Annotated in this window: 22 protein-coding genes and 2 pseudogenes; 19 read left to right on the forward strand and 5 right to left on the reverse strand. The window is 62.7% G+C overall.

Annotated features, from left to right (window positions below; translation table 11 throughout):
- The 4 genes and pseudogenes from A5699_RS29740 to A5699_RS01095 form a co-directional block, all read right to left on the reverse strand.
- Nucleotides 1-287, reverse strand: a pseudogene (locus A5699_RS29740) (Fis family transcriptional regulator); the annotation flags it as partial.
- Nucleotides 288-319: 32 nt separating this feature from the next.
- A complete protein-coding gene (locus A5699_RS01085; RefSeq protein ID WP_003881570.1) occupies nt 320-799 on the reverse strand; it encodes a Zn-ribbon domain-containing OB-fold protein in 480 nt (159 codons plus the stop codon).
- Nucleotides 796-1,983 (reverse strand): hypothetical protein, encoded by a 1,188-nt coding sequence (locus A5699_RS01090; protein WP_003881569.1) that lies wholly within the window; start codon nt 1,981-1,983, stop codon nt 796-798. The genes A5699_RS01085 and A5699_RS01090 overlap by 4 nt, the downstream gene beginning before the upstream one ends.
- Entirely contained in the window at nt 1,983-3,125 is a 1,143-nt protein-coding gene (locus tag A5699_RS01095; RefSeq protein ID WP_067764165.1) for a hypothetical protein, read from the reverse strand. Before A5699_RS01095 ends, A5699_RS01090 begins: the two co-directional genes overlap by 1 nt.
- A 142-nt stretch (nt 3,126-3,267) precedes the next feature.
- Here A5699_RS01095 and A5699_RS01100 point away from each other — a divergent pair, with 142 nt between their 5' ends.
- The 19 genes from A5699_RS01100 to A5699_RS01185 all read left to right on the forward strand — a co-directional run bounded on the left by A5699_RS01100 (nt 3,268) and on the right by A5699_RS01185 (nt 20,800).
- Entirely contained in the window at nt 3,268-4,395 is a 1,128-nt protein-coding gene (locus A5699_RS01100; protein WP_067764168.1) for a hypothetical protein, read from the forward strand.
- Nucleotides 4,396-4,441: 46 nt separating this feature from the next.
- The gene (locus tag A5699_RS01105; protein WP_038565877.1) at nt 4,442-5,602 is read left to right on the forward strand and encodes an acyl-CoA dehydrogenase family protein; all 1,161 of its coding nucleotides are present in this window, start codon (nt 4,442-4,444) and stop codon (nt 5,600-5,602) included.
- Nucleotides 5,602-6,057 carry a hypothetical protein gene (locus A5699_RS01110; protein ID WP_003881565.1) on the forward strand — a complete coding sequence of 152 codons (456 nt, stop codon included), beginning with the start codon at nt 5,602-5,604 and terminating at the stop codon, nt 6,055-6,057. Before A5699_RS01105 ends, A5699_RS01110 begins: the two co-directional genes overlap by 1 nt.
- Entirely contained in the window at nt 6,047-6,466 is a 420-nt protein-coding gene (locus A5699_RS01115) for a MaoC family dehydratase (protein WP_003881564.1), read from the forward strand. Before A5699_RS01110 ends, A5699_RS01115 begins: the two co-directional genes overlap by 11 nt.
- Before the next feature lie 201 nt (nt 6,467-6,667).
- Nucleotides 6,668-7,441, forward strand: a complete 774-nt coding sequence (locus A5699_RS01120; protein ID WP_038562871.1) for an ABC transporter permease — start codon at nt 6,668-6,670, stop codon at nt 7,439-7,441.
- 1 nt (nt 7,442) lies between these two features.
- Entirely contained in the window at nt 7,443-8,321 is an 879-nt protein-coding gene (locus A5699_RS01125; protein WP_231965520.1) for an ABC transporter permease, read from the forward strand.
- A gap of 4 nt (nt 8,322-8,325) precedes the next feature.
- Nucleotides 8,326-9,726, forward strand: coding sequence for an MCE family protein (locus A5699_RS01130; protein WP_003881561.1), 1,401 nt, complete (start codon nt 8,326-8,328; stop codon nt 9,724-9,726).
- Nucleotides 9,727-9,760: 34 nt separating this feature from the next.
- A complete protein-coding gene (locus A5699_RS01135; protein WP_064913185.1) occupies nt 9,761-10,792 on the forward strand; it encodes an MCE family protein in 1,032 nt (343 codons plus the stop codon).
- Nucleotides 10,789-12,144 carry an MCE family protein gene (locus A5699_RS01140; RefSeq protein WP_038565881.1) on the forward strand — a complete coding sequence of 452 codons (1,356 nt, stop codon included), beginning with the start codon at nt 10,789-10,791 and terminating at the stop codon, nt 12,142-12,144. Before A5699_RS01135 ends, A5699_RS01140 begins: the two co-directional genes overlap by 4 nt.
- A complete protein-coding gene (locus tag A5699_RS01145) occupies nt 12,141-13,463 on the forward strand; it encodes an MCE family protein (RefSeq protein ID WP_003881557.1) in 1,323 nt (440 codons plus the stop codon). The genes A5699_RS01140 and A5699_RS01145 overlap by 4 nt, the downstream gene beginning before the upstream one ends.
- Entirely contained in the window at nt 13,460-14,617 is a 1,158-nt protein-coding gene (locus A5699_RS01150) for a virulence factor Mce family protein (protein WP_003881556.1), read from the forward strand. The genes A5699_RS01145 and A5699_RS01150 overlap by 4 nt, the downstream gene beginning before the upstream one ends.
- Nucleotide 14,618: 1 nt before the next feature.
- A complete protein-coding gene (locus A5699_RS01155) occupies nt 14,619-16,058 on the forward strand; it encodes an MCE family protein (RefSeq protein ID WP_003881555.1) in 1,440 nt (479 codons plus the stop codon).
- Entirely contained in the window at nt 16,025-16,645 is a 621-nt protein-coding gene (locus A5699_RS01160) for a hypothetical protein (protein WP_003881554.1), read from the forward strand. Before A5699_RS01155 ends, A5699_RS01160 begins: the two co-directional genes overlap by 34 nt.
- A 308-nt stretch (nt 16,646-16,953) precedes the next feature.
- A complete protein-coding gene (locus A5699_RS29745) occupies nt 16,954-17,325 on the forward strand; it encodes a hypothetical protein (RefSeq protein WP_231965521.1) in 372 nt (123 codons plus the stop codon).
- A gap of 71 nt (nt 17,326-17,396) precedes the next feature.
- A complete protein-coding gene (locus A5699_RS01170; protein ID WP_003881552.1) occupies nt 17,397-17,903 on the forward strand; it encodes a CAP domain-containing protein in 507 nt (168 codons plus the stop codon).
- Between the two features lie 39 nt (nt 17,904-17,942).
- On the forward strand, nt 17,943-18,053 hold the full coding sequence (locus A5699_RS28880) for a hypothetical protein (RefSeq protein WP_003881551.1): 111 nt from the start codon (nt 17,943-17,945) through the stop codon (nt 18,051-18,053).
- Nucleotides 18,054-18,167: 114 nt separating this feature from the next.
- A complete protein-coding gene (locus A5699_RS01175; protein WP_369806641.1) occupies nt 18,168-19,040 on the forward strand; it encodes an alpha/beta hydrolase-fold protein in 873 nt (290 codons plus the stop codon).
- A gap of 318 nt (nt 19,041-19,358) precedes the next feature.
- The gene (locus A5699_RS01180) at nt 19,359-20,405 is read left to right on the forward strand and encodes an ABC transporter ATP-binding protein (protein WP_067764173.1); all 1,047 of its coding nucleotides are present in this window, start codon (nt 19,359-19,361) and stop codon (nt 20,403-20,405) included.
- A gap of 104 nt (nt 20,406-20,509) precedes the next feature.
- Complete coding sequence (locus tag A5699_RS01185) at nt 20,510-20,800, forward strand: DUF732 domain-containing protein (protein ID WP_080596733.1); 291 nt, start codon at nt 20,510-20,512, stop codon at nt 20,798-20,800.
- 167 nt (nt 20,801-20,967) lie between these two features.
- On the opposite strand, the pseudogene A5699_RS01190 reads toward A5699_RS01185, so the two are convergent.
- Nucleotides 20,968-21,904: pseudogene (locus A5699_RS01190) on the reverse strand (IS3 family transposase); the annotation flags it as partial.
- Between the last annotated feature and the right edge of the window lie 27 nt (nt 21,905-21,931).

Below are 21,931 nucleotides of genomic sequence, written 5' to 3' on the forward strand. Positions count from 1 at the left end.
GTCAGGAACAAACACGATTCCGCGGCCGTCAGCCCGTCGATGCGGGTGCGCATGACAGTGACCGCAGCGTCGAGCAGTCGCATGTCCTGCTCGGGGGTCGACTCTCCGCAGGGTCCGACCTGTGCCGGACTCAATCCGTATCGCACGCTTCGCAGCCACGACTGCAGCACGCTCGGCGAGATTCGCCGGTCCTCTCCCAGCGCTCGCTGGCGATCGCGGATGAGCTGCTCGACGCGCTCGCGGATGGGACGCGGAACACTCGTCTGTGAGTCTGTGACGTGAAGCACATCGCGATTATGCGCCGACTACTGACACCCTGTCAAGAGGCTTGACCATTGCTTTCTCCGGAGATGGGAACGAAATGGGCGATGTCGAGGATCTGGCCGGTCCGCTCGGATGACCATTTGGCTTGCACACGCGTGCCGAACGGCAGCGCCTCGCGCACATCTTTGCTCGAATCGAACTGCACGCCGACCACCCAGTGCATCAACAGCGTGCTGGCGCCGTCGAGGCGGATAGCGCCGACGGCATAGGGAGGTTCGGGGCTACCTCGGAAGCCGTGCCAGGCGACGGTGAAGACCTCCAGGGTGCCCTCGTCAGGCAATTCGACCCAGCCGTCGGTAGGCACGAAGCACGATTCGCAGTAGGCCTGGGGCGGGACGAACACCCGCGCACAGTCCGGGCACGCGTTGCCGAGGATCGTCTGGTTCTGCAGGCCTTCCATAAACCTGCTCCAGGTCGCCCCGAGATGAATGTCGTAGTGCAGGTCCCAATGGACGGCCTGAGTGCGTGCGGTCATGAGGTGGTGCTCCTTCGGTAGGTTTCGAACACGGCCAGGTTCTCGAATTGGAAGAAGGTTCCGCCGGTGCCGTGGGCCAGGGACCGGCGGGCGCCGTGGACCTGGATCGGTTCGGGTGCGTCGCCCATCACCTGCAGTGCGGCGTAGGCGTAGGGAGCCAATTCGCCTGCGACGCCGGCGTTGGTGCACTTGGGGCCGCCGGACATGTTGACCGGTAGGTCTCCGCCCAGGTCGGTCGCTCCCGACCGGATCAATTCGATGGCGTCGCCGGGGTCGGCGAACCCGAGCGCTTCCAAGGCCAAGGGCTGCATATGCGCATACGGCGCGAAGATTTCCACAACGTCGAAATCGCTCCGAGGATTGCGGATGTCGGCCAGCGCATAGACCTTTCTGGCGAGGATGGCCAGATTCTGCATCTGGGAAAAGTCGCCTTTGCCGCCACCGAGATACGGATCGCTGGATATTCCCATGGCTTTGATCAGCGCCGGCGTGGCCGCGAAATCCTCGTCGCTGTCGGCGTCGGCCACCACCATGGCCACCGCCGACGTCGACACCGGGCAGACCATCGGCTGGGTCAACGGTGAGGACAGCGGGCGGCCGTTGGCCACGTCCTCTTTGGATACCGGGTAGCGCAGGTGTGCGTGCGGATTGCGTTGCGCTTTCGTGTGGTCGGCCACCACCACGGTTGCCAAGTCGTCGGCAGACATCCCAAACCGTGCCTGATAGGCGCTGGCGGCAAAGGCGCCCATGTGATAAGCGCCCATGCCCAGGGGTTGTTCGATGATCATCGGCGAGTTGGTGTTGATCGCTGCCTGCAGGTCCGAGGCTCCGAAGAAGGTCGGCCCGCCCAGGACAAGGACACGCCGGTGCGTGCCGGCGCGCACCATCCGCGCGGCAACCTGCATCAGGTTTCCGCCGGTGGTGCCCCCGGTGTTGATGATTGTCAGGGGTAGGTGCTCACCGACGCCGAGCAACCGCGTTTGGCTCTTGCCCGCCAACACCGTCCCCTCGAAACCGTCGATGTTGCCGGTGACCACCGCATCGAGGCTTTCCGGTCGCACACCACTGTGCTCCAGAGCGGTCCATACCGACTGTTGGCAGAGTTCCAGTACTGAAAAGTTCTGTTTGCGTGGTGATGTCGCGTCGGTCAGGCCAACACCGACGACTGCGGCGCGATAGGACATCAGGCTGCCTCCACCACAAACGCGGTGACGTCATCGGAGACTGGGCCGGTGATGGCGTCCACCGAATGTGCAACTCCGAGGGAACCATTCGGATGGTCTTGCAGATGCTCGATGACCTCTAGGAGCCGAAGTGCTCCGTTGGCCAGGCCGGGATGATTAGCCCGCACTCCGCCGCTGGGATTGATCTGGGCAGCCGACTGTTCGTCGATGCCCAGAGCGGCCACGATGGGCCTGTGTAGAGCCGGGGTGAGCGCGGTCGCCTCCACAACGACAGGTGCGCAGTCGTCTGCGCTCAATCCTGCGGTGGCCAAGGCTGATTGGACTGCGCGGCGCGTGGTGGCTGCAGGATCAGCAAGCCAGCTGCCCGACCAGGTGTAGGAACCGGTGGCGTGACCGAAACCGGTGATACGTGCATTGCGGCCCAGGCAGCGTCCGGCTCGCGCGGGGGAGGCGAGCACGACGGCGATCGCACCAGTGGAGGCAGCTGGAAGCATCAACTCGTGCAACGGCCACGTCACCGGGGCAGAACTGAGCACATCGTCGCTTCCCACCCGTTCGCGGCGCACCGAACGTGCGCGGCTAGCCCCGCGGGTGATCTCGGTGGCTGCCAGATCCGCCAGCTCGTGAACAGATACATGGCCGGAGTTCACCTGGTGGCCGGCCTGTAGGGCCAACGCCACATCAGCGGTCATGCCCACCGGTCGGTCAAAGTGCGGTTCGAAAGCCAGATTAGAGACTTGCGCGGCGAACCGATTTCGCTGATCGGCGTCGTGGGAGCGGGTTTCGGGGTTGTGGACCACTACGGCAACGGCAACCTCGGCATCCCCGGCGGCGACCGCTTCGGCGGCGGCGCAAATCGCTACCCCTGAATCACCTTCGACGCGGAAGGCATCTGACAGATACCCGCCGGTGGCAGCAGTGGTCAGGCCCGCCGAGATGCTCCGACCGTCCACGACGTCCAATGACGCAAGCACCGACAAACCCACCTCTTGCTTGCGTAGTCCGGCCTCTTTGAGCCCGCGAAACACCACATCGAAGACCAACTCGTCCAGCATGGCGTCGTGCTCGGGCAAAAATGTTGTCGCGGCCAGGCCGACGACGTGGACCGGGTCCGTCTTACGCGGGCCGGTTCTCAAAGTCATGTCAGATCCTCCAGGTCGAGTAGCGCAGACTCTAAAAGCGCAGGCGCGATGGCAGGTGTCCCATCACGCGACAGAGACATGGCCCCCAACTGACTCAAAGTGCGACACAATTCACAGCGGGGCCGATGGCAGCCTGCAACACATGTCGATGCCCGACGAGGCGGCCACAGCAAACCCAGGCCCCCACCACTGGCTGCCGCAGCCGACCGGCCACGATGTGACGCAGGCGTTAATTGGCAAAGATGCCCTCGATACCGCTGCTCAGCAAGAACTCCGTGCCGCAGTGCGATCGCTACTTGGCCCGCACGGTGCAGAATCGTCGCTCGGCGGCAGCGTTGCCAGCAACCGGGAGTCGCGCGAAGCGCTTTGGGGTGCGCTCAGCGCGCTGCTCATGCGCGCCGGTGTCGGCAGCGTCCGCGGCGGTCACCATAGCCAGTGCAGGTGGACCACCTTGTCGGTGGTGGCCCAAGAACTCGGCCGCGTCGTTGTCGATCTCCCATTTCTGACCAGCGCGATCACCGCGGCCGCCATCGCCGAACGCGTCGCCGCGTATGACTTGGCCGCATCATTGACGCAAGGGAGAAGCACCGCGGTGTTCCTGACCCCTTACGAGCAGCCGTTCCAGGCCACCTCGGCCCGCAGCTTCCACGATGGGCGGGTGTGGGCGCGGGTGCGCGGCGTCGCAGGTGTCGCGGGTGCGCAGACGATGTTAATTCTCTGTGACGACAAGCTCATTGGGTTCGAACCGCAATGGTCCGAGCTCACAGCCGCGCCGTGCTTGGACAGCACCCGAACCTTGGTCGACGTCGACGTGCAAGGCGCGCACGGAACCATCCTGGCAGAAGGGGATCGAGCCGCATACGCTGTCAGGGCCGCAGCCGAAGCAACATCCGCGATGTTGGCGGTAGAGCAGGCCAGCCTGGCCGCCACCTGCGCGGTGATGCTGGGAACCACGCCCGGCGTCGACGCTGACCAACTCGGAACCACGGTGGACAAGGCGATCTGGTCCGCGAATTACGCGGTGCAGTGCACAGCCGAGGATGATCCGCATGCCTCCGTGGCTGTCGCCACCGCGCGGATGTTGTGCTCGACAGCGTCATTCCGTGCAGCGCGGCTGCTCACCCCCGACCGCACCTCCGCGGCTCACGCCGTTGATGCTTTCGCGCAGCGCTCGCGCGGGAGCGCCATGGCCTTCGGGGGACCGCAATGGCATCGGCGGCGCCTCGCCCAACTGACGACTTCACCACTATCTGTTGCTCATTCGCGTTAAGGAGAATGTTTTGACCACCACACCTGTATCCGACCGATCGGCAACGATCGCGTTGCAACCCACTGATGAGGAGACCGCGCTGCGCGAAGCGGTGTCTGGTGTGGTAGCCCGGTTCGGCCACTCCTACTTCCAGGAGTGCGCCCGCACCGGAGAACCCATGCAGCAGCTGTGGGATACGCTGGGCGAGCTAGGATTTCTCGGTCTCAACATCCCCGAGCAATACGGCGGTCAGGGTGCGGGACTGACAGAACTGGCCATCGTGCTGGAAGAGATGTCTGCCGGCGGATGCCCAGAGCTGGCCATGGTGCTCAGCCAGGGTATCGTCGGATCGATTCTGCCGCTGCACGGAACCGACGAGCAGAAGCAGCGTTACCTGCCAGGGATCGCCAGTGGCGCAGAGAAATTCGTTTTCGCGTTGACCGAACCGGACGCCGGATCCAACTCGCACAACGTGTCCACCACCGCCGTGCGAGACGGATCGGATTGGGTGGTCAACGGCACCAAATACTACATCTCCGGCATCGATCACGCCGATCACTTCCTACTGGTGGCCAAGACTGGCGTCGATGAGAAGTCCGGCCGCGGCGAGCTGACCTTGTTCATCGTCGATGATCCCAACCCACCCGGATTCGACAAGCAGTTGATTCCCACCGCATTGCGCGCACCTGAGCGTCAGTACACGCTCTTCTTCGACGGGATGCGTCTGCCTGCCGATTCGGTCGTCGGCCAGGTGGGAGCGGGACTGCGACCGTTGTTCGACGGGCTCAACCCCGAGCGTGTTCTGAGTGCGGTCATCTGCACCGGGATCGGACGCTACGCCGTGGCCAAGGCCGCCGAGTACGCGCGCACCCGCCGGGTGTGGGGTGGCGTGCCTATCGGAAGTCACCAAGGTGTGGCACATCCGTTGGCCGAAGCCGCCATTGAACTAGAGGCGGCAAGGACCATGGTGTGGCGGGCCGCGGCATTGTTCGATGCGGCTCTGCCGGCCGGTGAAGAGTCCAACATCGCAAAGTTCCTCGCCTCCAGAGCGGGTATGAAGGCACTCGACACCGCTATTCAGACCCACGGCGGTAACGGCCTGGCAGAGGACTACGGACTGGCCGACCTGTGGTCGATTGTGCGCCTTCAACAGATCGCGCCCGTGTCCAGCCAAATGGTGCTCAACCATTACGCCCAGCACGCACTCAAATTGCCCAGGACCTACTGATGAGCGTCAGCGTCGAAGAACTCACACAACGACTTACCGGCAAGGTGTTGCCCGGTGGGTCGATCGTCGTCGAACCGCACGAATCGGCCATTGTCGATGATGCGCTGCGCGCCGGTGACAGCGCCGAGGGCCTGGCCCACCCGTTCTGGTTCATCGTGACTTCGCTGCGATGCATGGGCATTTCAGTAGATGAACTCTGCGCGCTCGCCGCGCAGGAGGACGGCGACGTCCTGCTGTTCGGTCAGTGCGACGTGGTCCAACACCGGCCGATGCTCGTCGGCAGGACCTACGACGCGGCGGCCTCAATCTCCGCAGTCGGGTCCACCACCACCCGAGACGGATCGCGGCTGGACAGTGTCGATGTCACAGTGCACATCCAGGACGAAGGCGCCGCATCCGTCGGTACCGTCACCAGCCGCTACCTGTTCAAGAGGAGGCGCGGACATGTCTGTTGATCTGCAATTGGTAACGGCTGGAACGGAACTGCCGCCACACACCGTCACTGACGTGCGCGACGAAGACGTCCGCATCGTCGCGCTGGTGCTGCGCGATCCCAATCCCATCCACTACGACCTCAAGGAGGTCGCCCGGCTGGGCTTCGGTGACCGCGCCGTGAACCAGGGCGGCGCCACCATGGCGTACATCGCCAGCTACCTGACTGCCCTCACCGGCAGCCGGGCAGCCATCAAGGAACTGTCATGTGCCTTCCGCGGCAATGTTTTTGCCGGGGACGACGTAACGGTGGGCGCCACCGTCACCTCGGTGACCGAGACCAACGAGGGCCGGCTTGTGGCCTGCGACGTGTGGGCCGATGTCGTCGGGGGAAAACGAGCGATCACCGGAACGGCATTGCTGAGTATCTGACCGGTATCGGCAGCGCCGTACATCGGGGAGATGACCGGGGTATTCCAAGGGGAGGTTTTTGATTGAGATGAGCACTGCGCCAAAGGCAATGTGGGGCCGTACCCACGAAAGCGGCTCGGCAGCAAGCGCTGTCAGACGGTCCGCCGAGAACAGCATGCCCGGTGTGTGCCGCTGTGCGGATCGACACCCAGGAAGTCGAGCATGACGTCCAGTCTTGCGCCGCTGGGCAAGCCTCTTCGCGCTATCGGAGGGTTTTTCGGCATGACCCTCGACGTGATCGTGGGGATCTTCACCACGCCGCTGGCGTGGCGTGAATACCTCACCCAGTCGTGGTTCGTGGCGCGGGTGTCGATGCTGCCGGCTGTGCTGATGATCATTCCGTACGCCGTTATCAACACCTTCATCTTCAACATCCTGCTCGGCGAGTTCGGCGCGGCAGACTTCTCCGGTGCCGGTGCGGCATTTTTCAACGTCAATCAGATCGGACCGATCGTCACTGTGTTGGTGACCGCCGGCGCCAGCGCCACCGCGATGTGCGCAGATCTGGGTGCTCGCACCATCCGAGAAGAGCTCGATGCCCAGCGAGTGATGGGAATCGATCCCATTCAAGCGATGGTCATCCCACGGGTCCTGGCGGCCACCACCGTCTCGGTGGCGCTTATGGGATTGGTGGTGCTGGTGGGCATGTTGGCGTCGTTCTTCTTCTGTGTGTTTGCCCTCAATGTGTCCGCGGGCGTGTTCGTCGCCGGTATGACGGTGGTGACCGGACTGGGCGACGTCATTGTTTCGATCATCAAATCGTTCCTGTTCGGGTTGGGCGCGGGACTCATCGCCTGCTACAAGGGAATTTCTGTAGGAGGCGGGCCGGCCGGTGTCGGCAACGCCGTCAATGAAACGGTCGTTTTCTCCTTCATGGTGCTGTTCACCATCAACATCATCGTCACCGCCATCGGTGTCCAGTTCACGCTGCAATGAAATGGATCAGACAATGCCTCAATCGCTGACACGCTCAGCACCGGCCACGCGATTTCCACGCCTGGCACGAACCCGTGACCGGATAGTGGCCGGGTGGGACCGGATCGCTGAACAGACCGAGTTCTACTTCCTGACGTTGGCCCGCATTCCCGACGCGGCCATGAACTATCGTCCTGAGGTCTTGCGTCTGATTGCTCAAATGGGCTTGGGCTCAGGGGCGTTGGCCTCTATCGGTGGAACGATCGTGATCGTCGGCTTCATGACGATGACCACGGGTGCCATCGTGGCCGCCCAGGGCTACACCCAGTTTCAGTCCGTTGGTGTCGAGGCTTTCACCGGCTTCGCGTCAGCATTTTTCATCCCGCGACTGATCATCCCTGGCACTGCCCAAGTCACTTTGACCGCGACCATCGGCGCCGGGGCGACCGCCCAGATCGGCGCGATGAAGATCAACGAAGAGGTCGACGCGCTGGAAGTAATCGGCATCCGCAGCGTGACTTACCTTGCCGCTACCCGGGTTTTGGCGGGCACCATTGTCGTGATACCGCTGTACGCCACCGCCTTGATGACCGGGTTCTTGGCCGCGCGCTTTGGCACCACGGTGGTCTACGGCCAAGCAGGCGGTGTGTATGACCATTACTTCAACACCTTCCTCAACACCCGGGATCTGGTTGTTTCATTCGCTCAGACGATCGTCATGATCGTGGTGGTCATGCTGATCTGTACCTACTACGGCTATACCGCCGGCGGTGGTCCGGCAGGAGTGGGCGAAGCAGTCGGCCGAGCAGTCCGGGCATCGATGGTGGTGGGGGCCATTGTGCTCATGGCCGTCACTCTCGCGGTTTACGGCCAGTCCGGCAACTTCCATCTGGCGGGGTGATGCAGTGACAAACCCACACGAGAAGCGGCTGTTCTCCAAACGGTGGTGGCCGCTGATCCTGATCAGCGTGGTGGCCGCGTTGGTGTTTGCCGCAGTGACCTCGTTCCTCGGGACGTTCCAGTCGGTCGTCCCAGTCACTCTCAACGCCGACCGGTCGGGACTGGTCCTGGAGACCGGGGCCAAAGTGAAGCTGCGCGGTGTCGACGTGGGCAAGGTGCGCAGCATCAGTAGCGGCGCCCAGGACGGCGCACAAATGAAACTGGACATCGATCGCGATCAGATCCGTTTCATCCCCGCCAACGTCGAGGCCAAGATCGCCGTCACCACGGTGTTCGGCGCAAAGTTTGTGCAGTTGAGTCTGCCAGACAATCCCAGCCCGAAGCGGTTGGCCTCGGGGGCCCAACTGCAGTCGACCAATGTCACCGCCGAGGTCAACACGGTCTTTGAGAACGTGGTGGATCTGTTGGACATGATCGATCCGGTCAAGCTCAACTCGGTGCTGACCGCGGTCGCTGACGCGGTGCGCGGCCGCGGTGAGCGCATCGGCGAGGCCACAACCGATCTCAACGAGGTCTTGACGGCCCTGAATGCGCGCAGCGAAGTTTTCCGTGAGGACATCCATGCGCTCGGCGATTTCAGCGCCACCTACGGGGCGGCCGCAGAGGACATCGTCGCAGTCCTCGATGCCGTCTCCACCACCAGCGCCACTGTTGTCGAGCACGACAATGCCTTAGATGGTTTGTTGCTCAACGCAATCGGATTGTCCCAGGACGGGACGAGCTTGCTCGCTTCCAGCAAGGACAACCTGATCGGAGCGATCAATGGTCTTGAACCCACCACGGCGCTACTGGAGATGTATAGCCCCACCTACAAATGCACGCTGCAAGGCGCTGACTGGTTGATCGACAATGGCAAGGGCATCTGGGGCGGCGACGGGCGCACCTTCGTTGTCGATGTCGCCCTGCTGCCCGGCAATGATCCCTACCGTTATCCGGACAACCTTCCGGTCGTGGGTGCCAAGGGCGGCCCAGGCGGAAAGCCCGGATGTGGTTCTCTGCCCGATGTCACCAAGAACTTCCCGGTGCGTCAACTGATCACCAACACCGGGTGGGGCACAGGGGTAGATATCCGGCCTAATCCCGGAATCGGAAGTCCGTGCTATGCGAACTACTTCCCAGTCACGCGTGCCGTACCTGAGCCACCCAGCATCCGCAAGTGCCTGCCCGGACCGGCCCCGGGACCACAGCCCTACCCAGGAGCACCACCGTATGGTGCGCCGTTCTACGGTCCCGGCGGTGTGCCGCTATGGCCAGGAATCCCCGCCGCAACAAGTGATTCCGCACCGCCGCCACCTCCGGCAGCGGCACCAACGGCCGGTCAACCGCATCAGGACGGTCAGCCGTGAGGCCGGCCACCATCGATGAGAAAGGACAGCCACGATGACCAAGAACCTCGCAGGCATCGTCTGGCGCCTGGCGATTTTCATGACCGCCTGCATACTGGCGCTGGCCGCGACCGTCATCGTGTTTGCACAGTTCCGGTTCGGCGGTGATGCCCACGACTACTCCGCACAATTCAGCAACGTCTCGGGTCTGCGCGAAGGTGACATGGTCCGCGTCGCGGGCGTGGAGGTCGGCAAAATCAGCCACATCACTGTCAACCCCGACGCCACTGTCCAGGTCGATTTCACCGCAGGCCGCGAGGCCGTCCTGACTGAAGGCACACGCGCAGAGATCCGTTACGACGACCTCATCGGTGGCCGCTACATGACCTTGACCGACGGAGCCGCCAGCACTGCCGTGCTGGCGGCAGGCGCGACCATCCCGCTGGACCGGACCCAACCGGCGCTGGATCTAGATTCGGTCACCGGCGGCTTCCGCCCGCTGTTTCGGGCGTTGGATCCAGAAAAGGTCAACGAACTCAGCGGACAGCTATTACAGGCTCTGCAAGGCGAGGGTGTGACCATTGGATCATTCCTCAACCACGCTGCCGCACTGACGAACACATTGGCTGACCGCGACGTGCTGATTGGCCAAGTGGTCGACAATTTGAACGTAGTCTTGGGTTCCCTTGGCGGGCAGACTGATCAACTGGACAAGGCAGTCACCAATTTGTCCGAGCTTGTTGCCGGTTTGGCGGAACGAAAATCCGATATCAGCAACGCGGTAGCTCACACCAACGCAGCATCCGCGACCATTGCCGACCTGCTGGGGCAGACCCGCCAGCCCGCGCAGAAGGTAATTCGCGAAACCGATCGGGTCGCGGGCAACGTGCTGCTTGACCACGAGTACTTCGACCGGATCCTCAACGAACTACCCGACAAGTACCGGATCCTCAACCGCCAAGGCATGTATGGCGACTACTTCAGTTTCTACTTCTGCGACGTGGTGCTCAAGCTCAACGGCAAAGGAGGCCAGCCGGTCTTCGTCAAGGTGGCCGGCCAAAGTACCGGGAGGTGTGCGCCGCGATGACCAGGAGACGGACTTTCTCTGAGCGAAACCCGCTGATTCTTGGCGCTGTGGGTCTACTGGCCGTGGTGCTTGTCGCGACTGCGGCACTGGGCAACCAGATGCTGCCGTTCATCAATCAAAACAAGAACTACTCGGCGTACTTCGCCGATGCCGGTGGTTTGTTCACCGGCGCGATCGTCCAGGTATCCGGCTATCCAGTCGGCAAGGTCACCGACATCGAACTTGAAGGCCCCGGAGTCCGGGTTACCTTCGATGTGCCCAAAAATCTGCACATCGGAGATCGGTCTGAGGCGGCTATCACGACCAAGGGGCTGCTGGGCACCAAAGAACTGGATGTCATTCCCCATGGCGATGACGCACTCGACGGCCCCATCCCGATGAATCGCACCAAGTCTCCCTATCAGCTTCCTGACGCGCTCGGGGAGTTGGCGACGACCATCAGCGGGCTGGATACCAACCAACTGTCGGATTCCTTGTCGACCCTGGCCCAGACCTTCGCCGACACTCCGCCACACCTGCGCGAAGCGGTTCAAGGCGTGGCGCGGTTCGCCGAGACCCTCAACAGCCGAGACGATCAGCTGCGCACACTATTGGCCAACGCAGCCAAGGCAACCGACGTCCTGGCCAAGCGCACCGACCGGATCGTCAGTCTGATCAAGGACACCAACGCCGTGCTGGCCCAGTTGCGCACTCAAAGCGCCGCTCTGGACCAGTTGTCGGCCAACATATCGGCGGTCGCACAACAATTGAAGGCATTCATCGCCGAAAACCGCGCTCAGCTCAAACCCTCACTGGACAAGCTCAACGGCGTACTGACCATCGTCGACAGCCGCAAGGAGCGCATCCAAGAAGCCGTCAAAGGCTTGGGTACCTACGCGATGTCGTTGGGTGAAACTGTGGCTTCCGGTCCGTTCTTCAAGGCCTACGTCGTGAACTTGCTTCCGGGACAGTTCGTGCAGCCCTTCGTCGATGCGGCGTTTTCCGACCTGGGGCTGGATCCCAATGTCCTCCTGCCTTCTGAACGCCACGATCCTCAAGTGGGCCAGCCCGGCACGCCGGCGCTGCCGGTGCCTTATCCTCGCACCGGCCAGGGCGGCCAACCGCGGCTCAATCTGCCCGACGCCATCACCGGAAATCCTGGCGATCCAGGATGCGGACCGCCAGGGGTGCCGCTGCCCGGCCCCACGGGCTGCTACCCCTATCGCGAACCAGAGCCGGCACCGCCGCCGGGCGGACCACCGCCGGGCCCACCGGCGATCGATCCTGCAACTCCTTCCGTCAGCGAACCCACGCCCTCACCGGTTTTGGTGCCCGCACCCGGTGAACCACCCACGCCAGGAGGCCAACGATGACAACGTGGATCCGCCGACCACGAGTTGTGCTGGCCATCGCCCTCATCGCAGCGTTGGTGGCTGCAGGATTTCTTGCCGTGGCTGTCACCGAACGCATTGGCCGGACCATCGTGGTCGGTTACTTCGACAACAGCACAGGCCTTTTCGAAGGCGACGACGTCCGAATCCGGGGAGTCAACGTCGGCAAGGTCGACAAGATCGAACCTGAGGCGCAACGCACCAAGATCACCTTCTGGTTCGGCAGTGACTACAAGGTTCCTGAGAACGTCAACGCCGTGATCCTGTCACCGCAGCTGGTGACCGGGCGTGCCATCCAGCTGACTCCAGCCTATGTGGACGGACCCACGCTCGGGGCCGGGGCCACGATCCCACAGGACCGCACCGCAGTCCCGGTCGAGTGGGATGACGTGCGCGCACAGCTGGAGCGGCTGACCGACATGCTCCAACCTGAAACACCGGGACAAGTCAGCACACTTGGAGCTCTGATCAACACCGCCGCCGACAACTTGCGGGGACAGGGATCTGACATCCGTGACACTGTCATCAAACTGTCGCAGACGGTGTCAGCTCTCGGCGACCACAGCAAAGACATCTTCGGAAGCATCCGAAACCTGTCGACTTTGGTGAGTGCTCTCAAAGACAGCGGCGACCTGCTCGGGCAACTCAACGTCAATCTCTCGGAAGTGTCGGGGTTGCTGGCTGACGATCCCCACGAAGTGGGTCAGGCCGTGCAAGACCTCAACGCCGTCGTCGCCGATGTCGAGAGCTTCGTGTCAGAAAACCGTGAACCAATAGGCATTGCGGCGGACAAGCTTTCGTCGATCTCCACCGCGGTCGCCGCCAGCCGTGACGACCTTGAGCAGGTTTTGCACATCCTTCCCACCGCTGTGGTCAACTTCAACAACATCTATGAGCCCGCCAACGGATCGTTGACCGGCGCTTTGTCAGTCAACAATTTCGCCAACCCGATCTCGTTTCTGTGTGGGGCCATCCAAGCGGCCTCACGGCTGGGCGCCGAGCAGGCGTCCAAGCTGTGCGTGCAGTATCTGGCGCCCATCGTGAAAAACCGGCAATACAACTTCCCGCCGCTCGGGGAGAACCTGCTCGTCGGGACCCAAGCCCGCCCCAACGAAGTGACCTACAGCGAGGATTGGATGAGACCCGACTTCGTCCCGCCGGCGCCCGAACCAGCACCCAGCGACACCCCGCCGCCCGCAGCCGATGCACCGCTGCCCGCGGAAGCCGCGCCGCCAGTCGTGTCCACCGATCCCGCAGCCGGGCTGTCCGGCATGATGACTCCGCCCGGAGGTGGCTCATGACACCTCGATGGGCCCGCCGCACCACAGCGATCATCGCAGCGCTTATCGTGGGTGCGTCACAGGCCGGGTGCAGCTGGCGCGGGGTCAACTCGCTACCCCTACCCGGCACCGAGGGGCGAGACGACGGCGCCTACACAATTGCCGCCCAGATGCCCGACGTAAACAACATCCAGCCCAACTCGCGCGTCCGCGTCGCCGACGTCACGGTCGGTCATGTCTCCAAGATCGAATTGCAGGGCCAGCACGCGTTGGTGTCGATGAGTCTCAACCGTGATGTCAACCTGCCCGAAAATGCGACTGTCAAGATCGGTACCACGACCATATTCGGATCCCAGCACATCGAATTGGCGCCACCCGATGACGAGCCGGCCCGGGGACGGCTGCGCGAAGGCTCGCTGATCCCGCTGTCTCGTGCCGGTGCGTTTCCAACACCGGAACAGACGCTCGCCTCACTGTCGCTGGTGCTCAACGGTGGCGGCGTCGGCCAGCTCGGCGACATCACTGAGGCGCTCAGCACCGGTTTCCGTGGGCGCGAGGATGACGCCCGCAGCCTGATCGATCAGTCAGAGACATTCGTCGCCACACTCAACGATCAGAGCTCGGACATCATCACCGCGACAGAGAACCTCAACGACTTGGTCGGAAAGTTCGCCGCACAACAACCAGTGCTCGACCGGGCGGTGAACACCATCCCCAACGCCCTGCAGGTTCTCAACAGTAAGCGCGGCAACCTGGTCGAAGCCGCCGACCAGCTCGGCAAGTTCAGCGCCCTGACCACCGATACGATCAACCAAAGCAAAGAGAACCTGATCAGGGAATTGCATCAGGTCGGACCGGTGCTTACCGCGCTCGCCGACGCCGGACCCAGCCTGACGAAGTCGCTCGGCCTGATCCCGACCTACCCGTTCCCCAACGCAAACATCGAAAACTATCAGCGCGGCGATTACACAAACCTCACCGCCGTCATCGATCTGACGTTGAGCCGCATCGATGCCGGCCTGTTCACCGGCACGCGCTGGGAATGCGATCTGACGTGGCTGGAAATGCAGTGGGGCCGCACCATCGGACAGTTCCCCAGCCCCTGCATGGCCGCAGGCCCGGGTGGCGTAAGCAACCCGTTGACCGCGCCATACCACACAGACCAGGGACGCTGACATGCACTTGAACCGACAAGCACGCATTCAGTTGGCCATCTTCTCTGTGCTAGCCATGATCGCGCTGGCCGCGATGAGCGTGAACTATATGAAACTGCCGGCCAAGCTTTTCGGTATCGGTCACTACACCGTGACGATGCAGCTTCCGACCACCGGCGGGCTCTATGAAACCAGCAACGTCACCTATCGCGGTACAGAAATCGGGCGCGTGACTGCGGTGCGCCTCGACGATTCGGGTGTCGTCGCCGAACTGTCATTGCGCTCAGACACGCCGGTGCCCAGCGACCTAAAAGCCGAGGTGCACAGCCAGTCGGCGATCGGTGAACAGTATGTGGAACTGTTGCCTCGCGACGGCGCCGCGCCACCGCTGAAAGATGGCGACGTCATCGCTGCCGACGACACCACCGTTCCCCGCGACATCAACAACGTCCTGGACGCCGTCGTCACGGGCCTGAAAGCAGTGCCGCGAGACAACCTGCGTACCGTCGTGGATGAATCATTCACCGCGGTAGGCAGACTCGGACCAGAGCTGACCAAGATCGTCGACGGCACGCTGGATCTGTCGAGGGATGCCCGAGACAATCTCGATCCGATGCTCGCGCTGATCGACAACGTCAAACCCGTGCTGGACTCCCAAACTGAGTCATCGGCAGCCATCGAAAACTGGGCAGACCACGTGGCCACCGTCACCCGCGACCTCGCCGACCACGACGGCGACCTCCGCGGCGTGATCACAGAAGGCGGACCGGCCCTGGGGGAGACCAGGGCACTTGTGCAACGCCTGCAACCCACATTGCCTGTGCTCATGGCAAACCTGGTGAGTGTGGGCCAGATTGGTCTGGCCTACCACGACAACATCGAGCAGATTCTGGTGCTCTTGCCGCAGTTGATGGCGATCAACCAAGGCGCGTTCGCCGCCAATGTCAACACCAAGCAGGATTACAAGGGCGCCTACCTCAGCTTCAACCTCAATCTGAATCTGCCGCCACCATGCACAACCGGTTACCTGCCGACTCAGCAGATGCGAACCGCGGCAGAGCAGGACTTCCCCGATCGCCCCGCCGGCGATCTGTATTGCCGTGTGCCGCAGGACTCTCCATTCAACGTGCGCGGTGCGCGCAATACGCCCTGCGCGACAGTTCCGGGAAAACGCGCCGCCACAGTCAAAGAATGCGAAAGCCGCCAAGAGTACGTACCGCTCAATGATGGTTTCAACTGGAAAGGCGATCCAAACGCGACTGGCACAGGACAGGCAGTACCGCAATTGCGTCCGACTACCGACCAAGGAGCACCACCACCACCGATCGCCATCGCCTACTACGACCAAGCCACCGGTGCCTACGTCGGGCCCGATGGCCGCCACTACACCCAGGCCGACCTCGCCCAAACCGCGCCGAAGGAGAAGACATGGGAAACGATGCTGCTTCCACCCGGACGCTGAGCGCACCTTCCGACGACGATGATGCTCCCGGCGCCGAACGCCCAGACGAAATCGTCGACTATGAGACCGCCAGTACACCAATCGAATTGAACTCGGCTGCCCGCTGGCACCGGCTCTGGCATCCCGTGGCTTTCGGGTTGGTTGCAGTCGCGTTGCTCAGCGTCCTGATCGGCTGGCTGGGTTACCAGACCTACCGTTATCAGCAGACCCAGCACCAGGGCGCATTGTTCCTGCAGGCCGCACGACAAGGCGCAGTCAACTTGACCACGATCGACTGGCAGCATGCCGAGACCGATGTACAACGCATCATGGACGGTGCCGCCGGAGAGTTCTACGACGACTTCGCCCAACGTGCGCAGCCTTTCGTCGACGTGGTCAAACAGGCGCAGTCGGTATCTGTAGGCACAGTGACCCAAGCAGCGTTGGAATCGCAGTCGGCGACCGAAGCTCAAGCGTTGGTGGCGGTCTCGGTAAAAACGACCAACACCACCGGTGAGGAACCGGTTCCGCGGGCGTGGCGCATGCGCATCGCCGTCCAACAAATCGACAACCAGATAAAGGTTTCTCGCGTGGAGTTCGTGCCATGAGACTTCGTCCGATGACCAGCCGGTCAACTCGCACCAGCAGCGCCCTCGCCGATGACGACAAATGCGCCCTTGCCACCGGCGACTCCCCCGCCGATGTCGCGCCTACCGACACGGACGCAGCAGACCCGAGCGCAGATGCCACCGAATCCGCGAAGACCGAGCAGACCAAAGAGGCCGCAGAGCGAGCGGCGCATCGACCGCGGTGGCGCACACTGGCTAGCCGCGTTGCCCTGCCCGTACTGATCTTGTGCATGTCAGCCGGGGCTGGATACCTCACGTGGCAGAGGAGCCAGAACCAGCAAACCGACATGGCAACAACGGAATCAGTGCAAGCCGCGACGGATGCCACGGTCGCGCTGCTGAGCTACAAACCCGACACCGTCGACAAGGAGCTCGAGGACGCCCGGAGTCGGCTCACAGGCCAATTCCTGGACTCTTACACCTCTTTGACCCGAGATGTCGTCATCCCGGGAGCGCAACAAAAGAAGATCACCGCCACCGCCACAGTCCCGGCCGCCGCACCTGTATCGGCTTCCAGCGATCACGCCGTGGTCCTGCTCTTCGTCAACCAAACTGTCACCGTCGGTGCAGACGCACCCACCAACAGCGCGTCCACCGTGCAGGTATCCCTGGACAGGATCGACGACCGCTGGCTGGTTTCGGCGTTCGACCCCATTTAGCCGCATCCGCCCCACACGCTCTGCGCCACCAACTGCACCCACACTCCCGCGGAAAGGAGAACCCACAACACATGTCGCACCGACACCTACTGTCATCCCTGACTCTCTTCGTCTCCGCAGTGTTCGGTCTGGCCCCGGCCGCGGCTGCCGACAACGACAACAACACCTTGGTGCCGAACAATAAGCGGCTCAACGACTCGGTGATCGCCAATGTCTACACCGTGCAGCATCAGTCCGGCTGTACCAACGACATAACGATCAATCCACAGCTGCAACTGGCCGCCCAATGGCACACCCATGACGTTCTGAGCAACCGCACGCTCAGCGGTGACCTGGGCTCGGATTACTCGACCCCGCAATCAAGAGCACAGGCCGCCGGCTACAACGGCGAGGTGGCTCAGACGGTTGCCATCAATCCAGCACTGGCCATCAACGGCGTCGAGATCATCAACCGCTGGTACCACGACCCAACCTCGTTCGGCGTCATGTCGAACTGTGCGTACACCGAGATGGGGGTGTGGTCGGCCAACAGTCTCGACCGAACCGTGGTCGTGGCCATCTATGGCAGGCCGACATGAAACCAACGGACCGCGAAATACACGTTAGGAGAATAAAACATGGACCCCAATCCGGACTACGACGCCAGCGACGAAGTCGAGTATTTCTTCAATTGGCTGCCGTGGGCCCTGCGCGGCGTCTACCCACCCCCGGCATACCCGCCAACCTGACACACCATGACTCCGAACCAACCCAGCAACCCCCGTCGACCGCCGCAAGGGGGTCCCATGAAGGACAGTGACGAACACGGCATGAACTCACCGGTTCGCATGGCACTCAGAATGATGCGCATTCCGCTGATCCTCATCGTGGCCCTTAGCCTCTGGCACGCGGTGAAAGCCAGGGCCGATAACGTCGAGTACCTGATGGTCCCGTCGGCAGCCATGGGCCGTGACATCCCGGTCGCATTCCAGGGCAACGGCCCGCACGCGGTGTTCCTGCTCGATGCATTCAACGCCGCCCCCGACGTCAGTAATTGGGTGACCGCAGGAGACGCGATGAAAACGCTGGCAGGAAAGGGCATTTCGGTGGCCGCACCGGCAGGCGGTGCCTGGAGCCTGTACACCAACTGGGAGCAGGACGGCAGTAAGCAGTGGGAATCTTTCCTGGCCACTGAGCTGCCGAACTGGCTGGCCGCGAACAAGGGCCTGCAGCCCAGCGGGCATGGTGTCGTGGGCGCTGCCCAGGGTGGCACGGGCGCGCTGACGCTGGCCACCTTTCACCCCGACCGGTTCCGTTATGCGGGTTCACTGTCCGGGTTTCTGACCCCGTCGCGCACCTTCGAGAACGGCGCGATCACCGCCGGGATGGCGCAGTATGGCGGAGTGGACACGCCCAATATGTGGGGTCCGGCGCAGTTCGGCCGGTGGAAGTGGCACGACCCCGATGTGCACGCCCAGCTATTGGTGGACAACAACACCCGGCTGTGGATCTTCAGTCCGCAGACCACCACGTGCAGTGATCCGGTGGCGATGATCAACGACTGTGCCCAGGCCCAGGGCAGCAACCGCACCTTCTATTCGCACTACCGCTCCCTCGGCGGTCACAACGGACATTTCGACTTTCCAGCCGGCGGCCAACACGACTGGAGCAACTGGGCACAGCAGCTGGGTGCCCTGTCCGGGGACCTCGCAGCAGCCCTTGGATCACCGCAATGAACGCGAAGCGGCGGTACGTACGACGCCCATTCTCCCTGCTCGCCGGGGCGACAATGCTGGCCGCTGCTCCGTACGTCGGGGCCGTGCCAGCGGCCGCCGACCCAATTACAGACCCGTGCCAACTCGCGTTCAGCCTGTTCTGCCGTTTCGTGCCGATGCTGCCAGAGCTGGAACACAACGTGGACCTCACGCAGAACCAACCCCCCGCTGACCGGGCCGCACCCCCGCCCGAGAACATGCCACCGCCCGATCCATGCGCTGCCGGCTGCGTATAAATCACCATCGCCACCGCGACACTCACAGATAAGGTTTCAAATCATGGGCGTCCAAATCGACGTTACTAACCTGACGAAATCTTTTGGATCGTCGAAGATTTGGGAAGACGTCACATTGACGGTTCCCGAGGGCGAGGTCAGCGTGTTGCTGGGCCCGTCGGGTACCGGTAAATCGGTGTTCCTGAAGTCCCTGATCGGCCTGCTGCGCCCCGAGCGCGGCTCGATCGTCATCGACGGCACCAACATCCTTGAATGCTCGGCCAAAGAGCTCTACGAGATCCGCACCCTGTTCGGTGTGCTGTTCCAGGACGGCGCGCTGTTCGGCTCGATGAACATCTATGACAACACCGCCTTCCCGCTGCGCGAGCACACCAAGAAGAGCGAGAGCGAAATCCGCAGCATCGTCATGGAGAAGCTCGACCTGGTCGGTATGCCCAATGACGGACACAAGTTCCCCGGTGAGATCTCCGGCGGTATGCGCAAGCGCGCCGGCCTGGCCCGCGCCCTCGTGCTCGACCCGAAGATCATCTTGTGCGACGAGCCGGACTCGGGTCTGGACCCGGTCCGTACCGCTTACCTGTCCCAGCTGCTGATCGACATCAACGCCCAGATCGACGCCACGGTGCTGATCGTGACGCACAACATCAACATCGCCCGGACCGTGCCCGACAACATCGGCATGCTGTTCCGCAAGCAGTTGGTCATGTTCGGCCCTCGCGAGGTGCTGCTGACCAGCGAGGAGCCGGTGGTCAAGCAGTTCCTCAACGGTCGCCGTATCGGGCCGATCGGTATGTCGGAGGAGAAGGACGAGGCGACCGCGGCCGCTGAGCAGGCCATGATCGAGGCCGGCCAGCACGACGGCGGTGTCGAGGAGATCGAGGGTGTGCCGCCGCAGCTGATGGCCACTCCCGGTATGCCCGAGCGCAAGGCCGTGGCCCGTCGTCAGGCTCGTGTGCGCGAGATCCTGCACACCCTGCCGCCCGCTGCGCAGGCCGCGATCCTCGACGATCTGGACGCCGTGCCATCCCATAGCCGATCTGAGGCGCAAACCGCGCCGATCAAGGCGGCTGGACCGGTTCCGTCGCGATGAGGATTTCTAAAGTACGCAGGTGCAGCGCCGACGCCTCAATAAGGCGCGGCCGGTCAGGAGTGACCGCCGCCATGACTACTCTTCTGGCATTGGGTTGAGTCAGCATGGTTGCGGCCCCACTGGCTGACGCGGTCCCAGCGCCAGAAGTCGAATACACCTACAACGTTATTGTCAGGCGACACTTCACTTTTCCCGGCAATGACGCGATCGGGTGTGGATACCGTCTCTGCGACCAAGTGGCGCGCGGGTTGACGTACAGAGGCGTTATGGCTGCGGTGAAATCCGAGGTCCTCCCGAATGATGAGCAGGCAGCCAATTATGTTGTGTCCTATGCCATCGGCATTCTGTGCCCGGCCCATATCACCTCGATTCGACAGACCGCATCGGAGAACTAACCGCTCCAGCGATCGTTGATGCAGCCGGCGCATCACGCTTCCAGCTGGTCCAGTGAGTCTTCGGCGGGGCCACTGATGCCTACAGTGTGCGTATCATCCCGGTCGCGAGTGGTCCGCCGCACCGAAAGGGACTGCCCCGGGTTCAGTTGACTCGCGGGTTATGGATTTCAGGCCGCGGTTGCGACCGGTGTGTGGAGCAGTTCGAACTCTATCGGGGTGAGTCTGCCGAGTGCGCGTTGGCGCCGGCGTCGGTGGTAGGTCCGCTCGATCCAGAACACGATCGCCAGCCGGAGTTCGGCTCGGGTTGTCCAGCGCCGTCGGTCCAGGACGCTGCGCTGCAGAAGCGCTAAGAACGACTCCATGGCCGCTTTGTCTCCGCAGGCGCCGACGCGTCCCATAGACCCGTGTAATCCGTTGTGCGACAGTGCGTGGACGAACTTTCGCGTTCGAAACTGACTACCTCTGTCGGAGTGGACGATCGTCTCGACCGGTGAGCGCAGCGCCACAGGGTGGTCCAGCGCCGCCACAGCCAACGAAGACTTCATTCGGCAGTCGATCGAGTAGCCGACAATCCGGTTGGAGTAGACGTCGTCGATGGCGCAGAGGTAGAGCTTGCCTTCGTCGGTGCGGTGCTCGGTGATGTCGGCCAGCCAGACCTGATTGGGAGCTTGGGCGCTGAACTGACGTTGCACGAGGTCGTCATGGATGGGCGGCCCGGATCGGCGGTTCAGTCCGCGCTTGCTTGGCGAAGATCGATCAGATCCGTTCCTGGGAACACAGCCCGTGCAACCCGATTTTCGCCAGCGATGATCCCGCGCCCAGGAAGTTCGTCGGCGATGAATCGGTACCCGAATGCGGGGTTATCGGCGTGGATGTCGCGGGCTGCATTGATCAGGTGCGCGTCGTCCCATTCACGCTGCGACAGGGGCGCTTTGCGCCACTTGTAGAACGCCTGGGTGAAGAATCCCAGGACCCGGCAGGTCACCGTGACGGCCACACCGTCATCGGCAAGGTCGAGGACCAGCGGGTACATCATTATGGGTTGGCATACCGCGACAGATAGCCAACCGCGCGGCGCATCACCTTAGCTTCCTGCTCGAGTACCGCCTGACACTGTTTCGGTGGCATGCC

This window comes from Mycobacterium sp. E802, from assembly GCF_001666875.1.
GTDB lineage: Bacteria > Actinomycetota > Actinomycetes > Mycobacteriales > Mycobacteriaceae > Mycobacterium.

Excerpts from the sequence above, each read along its gene's own strand:
- A5699_RS01160 (WP_003881554.1), top strand. The coding sequence starts at position 16,025 with ATGGGAAACGATGCTGCTTCCACCCGGACGCTGAGCGCACCTTCCGAC.
- A5699_RS01125 (WP_231965520.1), top strand. The coding sequence starts at position 7,443 with ATGGATCAGACAATGCCTCAATCGCTGACACGCTCAGCACCGGCCACG.
- A5699_RS01180 (WP_067764173.1), top strand. The coding sequence starts at position 19,359 with ATGGGCGTCCAAATCGACGTTACTAACCTGACGAAATCTTTTGGATCG.
- A5699_RS01175 (WP_369806641.1), top strand. The coding sequence starts at position 18,168 with ATGCGCATTCCGCTGATCCTCATCGTGGCCCTTAGCCTCTGGCACGCG.
- A5699_RS01100 (WP_067764168.1), top strand. The coding sequence starts at position 3,268 with ATGTCGATGCCCGACGAGGCGGCCACAGCAAACCCAGGCCCCCACCAC.
- A5699_RS01110 (WP_003881565.1), top strand. The coding sequence starts at position 5,602 with ATGAGCGTCAGCGTCGAAGAACTCACACAACGACTTACCGGCAAGGTG.
- A5699_RS01145 (WP_003881557.1), top strand. The coding sequence starts at position 12,141 with ATGACAACGTGGATCCGCCGACCACGAGTTGTGCTGGCCATCGCCCTC.
- A5699_RS01095 (WP_067764165.1), bottom strand. The coding sequence starts at position 3,125 with ATGACTTTGAGAACCGGCCCGCGTAAGACGGACCCGGTCCACGTCGTC.
- A5699_RS01090 (WP_003881569.1), bottom strand. The coding sequence starts at position 1,983 with ATGTCCTATCGCGCCGCAGTCGTCGGTGTTGGCCTGACCGACGCGACA.
- A5699_RS01150 (WP_003881556.1), top strand. The coding sequence starts at position 13,460 with ATGACACCTCGATGGGCCCGCCGCACCACAGCGATCATCGCAGCGCTT.
- A5699_RS01115 (WP_003881564.1), top strand. The coding sequence starts at position 6,047 with ATGTCTGTTGATCTGCAATTGGTAACGGCTGGAACGGAACTGCCGCCA.
- A5699_RS01155 (WP_003881555.1), top strand. The coding sequence starts at position 14,619 with ATGCACTTGAACCGACAAGCACGCATTCAGTTGGCCATCTTCTCTGTG.
- A5699_RS01135 (WP_064913185.1), top strand. The coding sequence starts at position 9,761 with ATGACCAAGAACCTCGCAGGCATCGTCTGGCGCCTGGCGATTTTCATG.
- A5699_RS01085 (WP_003881570.1), bottom strand. The coding sequence starts at position 799 with ATGACCGCACGCACTCAGGCCGTCCATTGGGACCTGCACTACGACATT.
- A5699_RS01185 (WP_080596733.1), top strand. The coding sequence starts at position 20,510 with ATGGTTGCGGCCCCACTGGCTGACGCGGTCCCAGCGCCAGAAGTCGAA.
- A5699_RS01140 (WP_038565881.1), top strand. The coding sequence starts at position 10,789 with ATGACCAGGAGACGGACTTTCTCTGAGCGAAACCCGCTGATTCTTGGC.
- A5699_RS01120 (WP_038562871.1), top strand. The coding sequence starts at position 6,668 with ATGACGTCCAGTCTTGCGCCGCTGGGCAAGCCTCTTCGCGCTATCGGA.
- A5699_RS28880 (WP_003881551.1), top strand. The coding sequence starts at position 17,943 with ATGGACCCCAATCCGGACTACGACGCCAGCGACGAAGTCGAGTATTTC.
- A5699_RS01170 (WP_003881552.1), top strand. The coding sequence starts at position 17,397 with ATGTCGCACCGACACCTACTGTCATCCCTGACTCTCTTCGTCTCCGCA.
- A5699_RS29745 (WP_231965521.1), top strand. The coding sequence starts at position 16,954 with ATGGCAACAACGGAATCAGTGCAAGCCGCGACGGATGCCACGGTCGCG.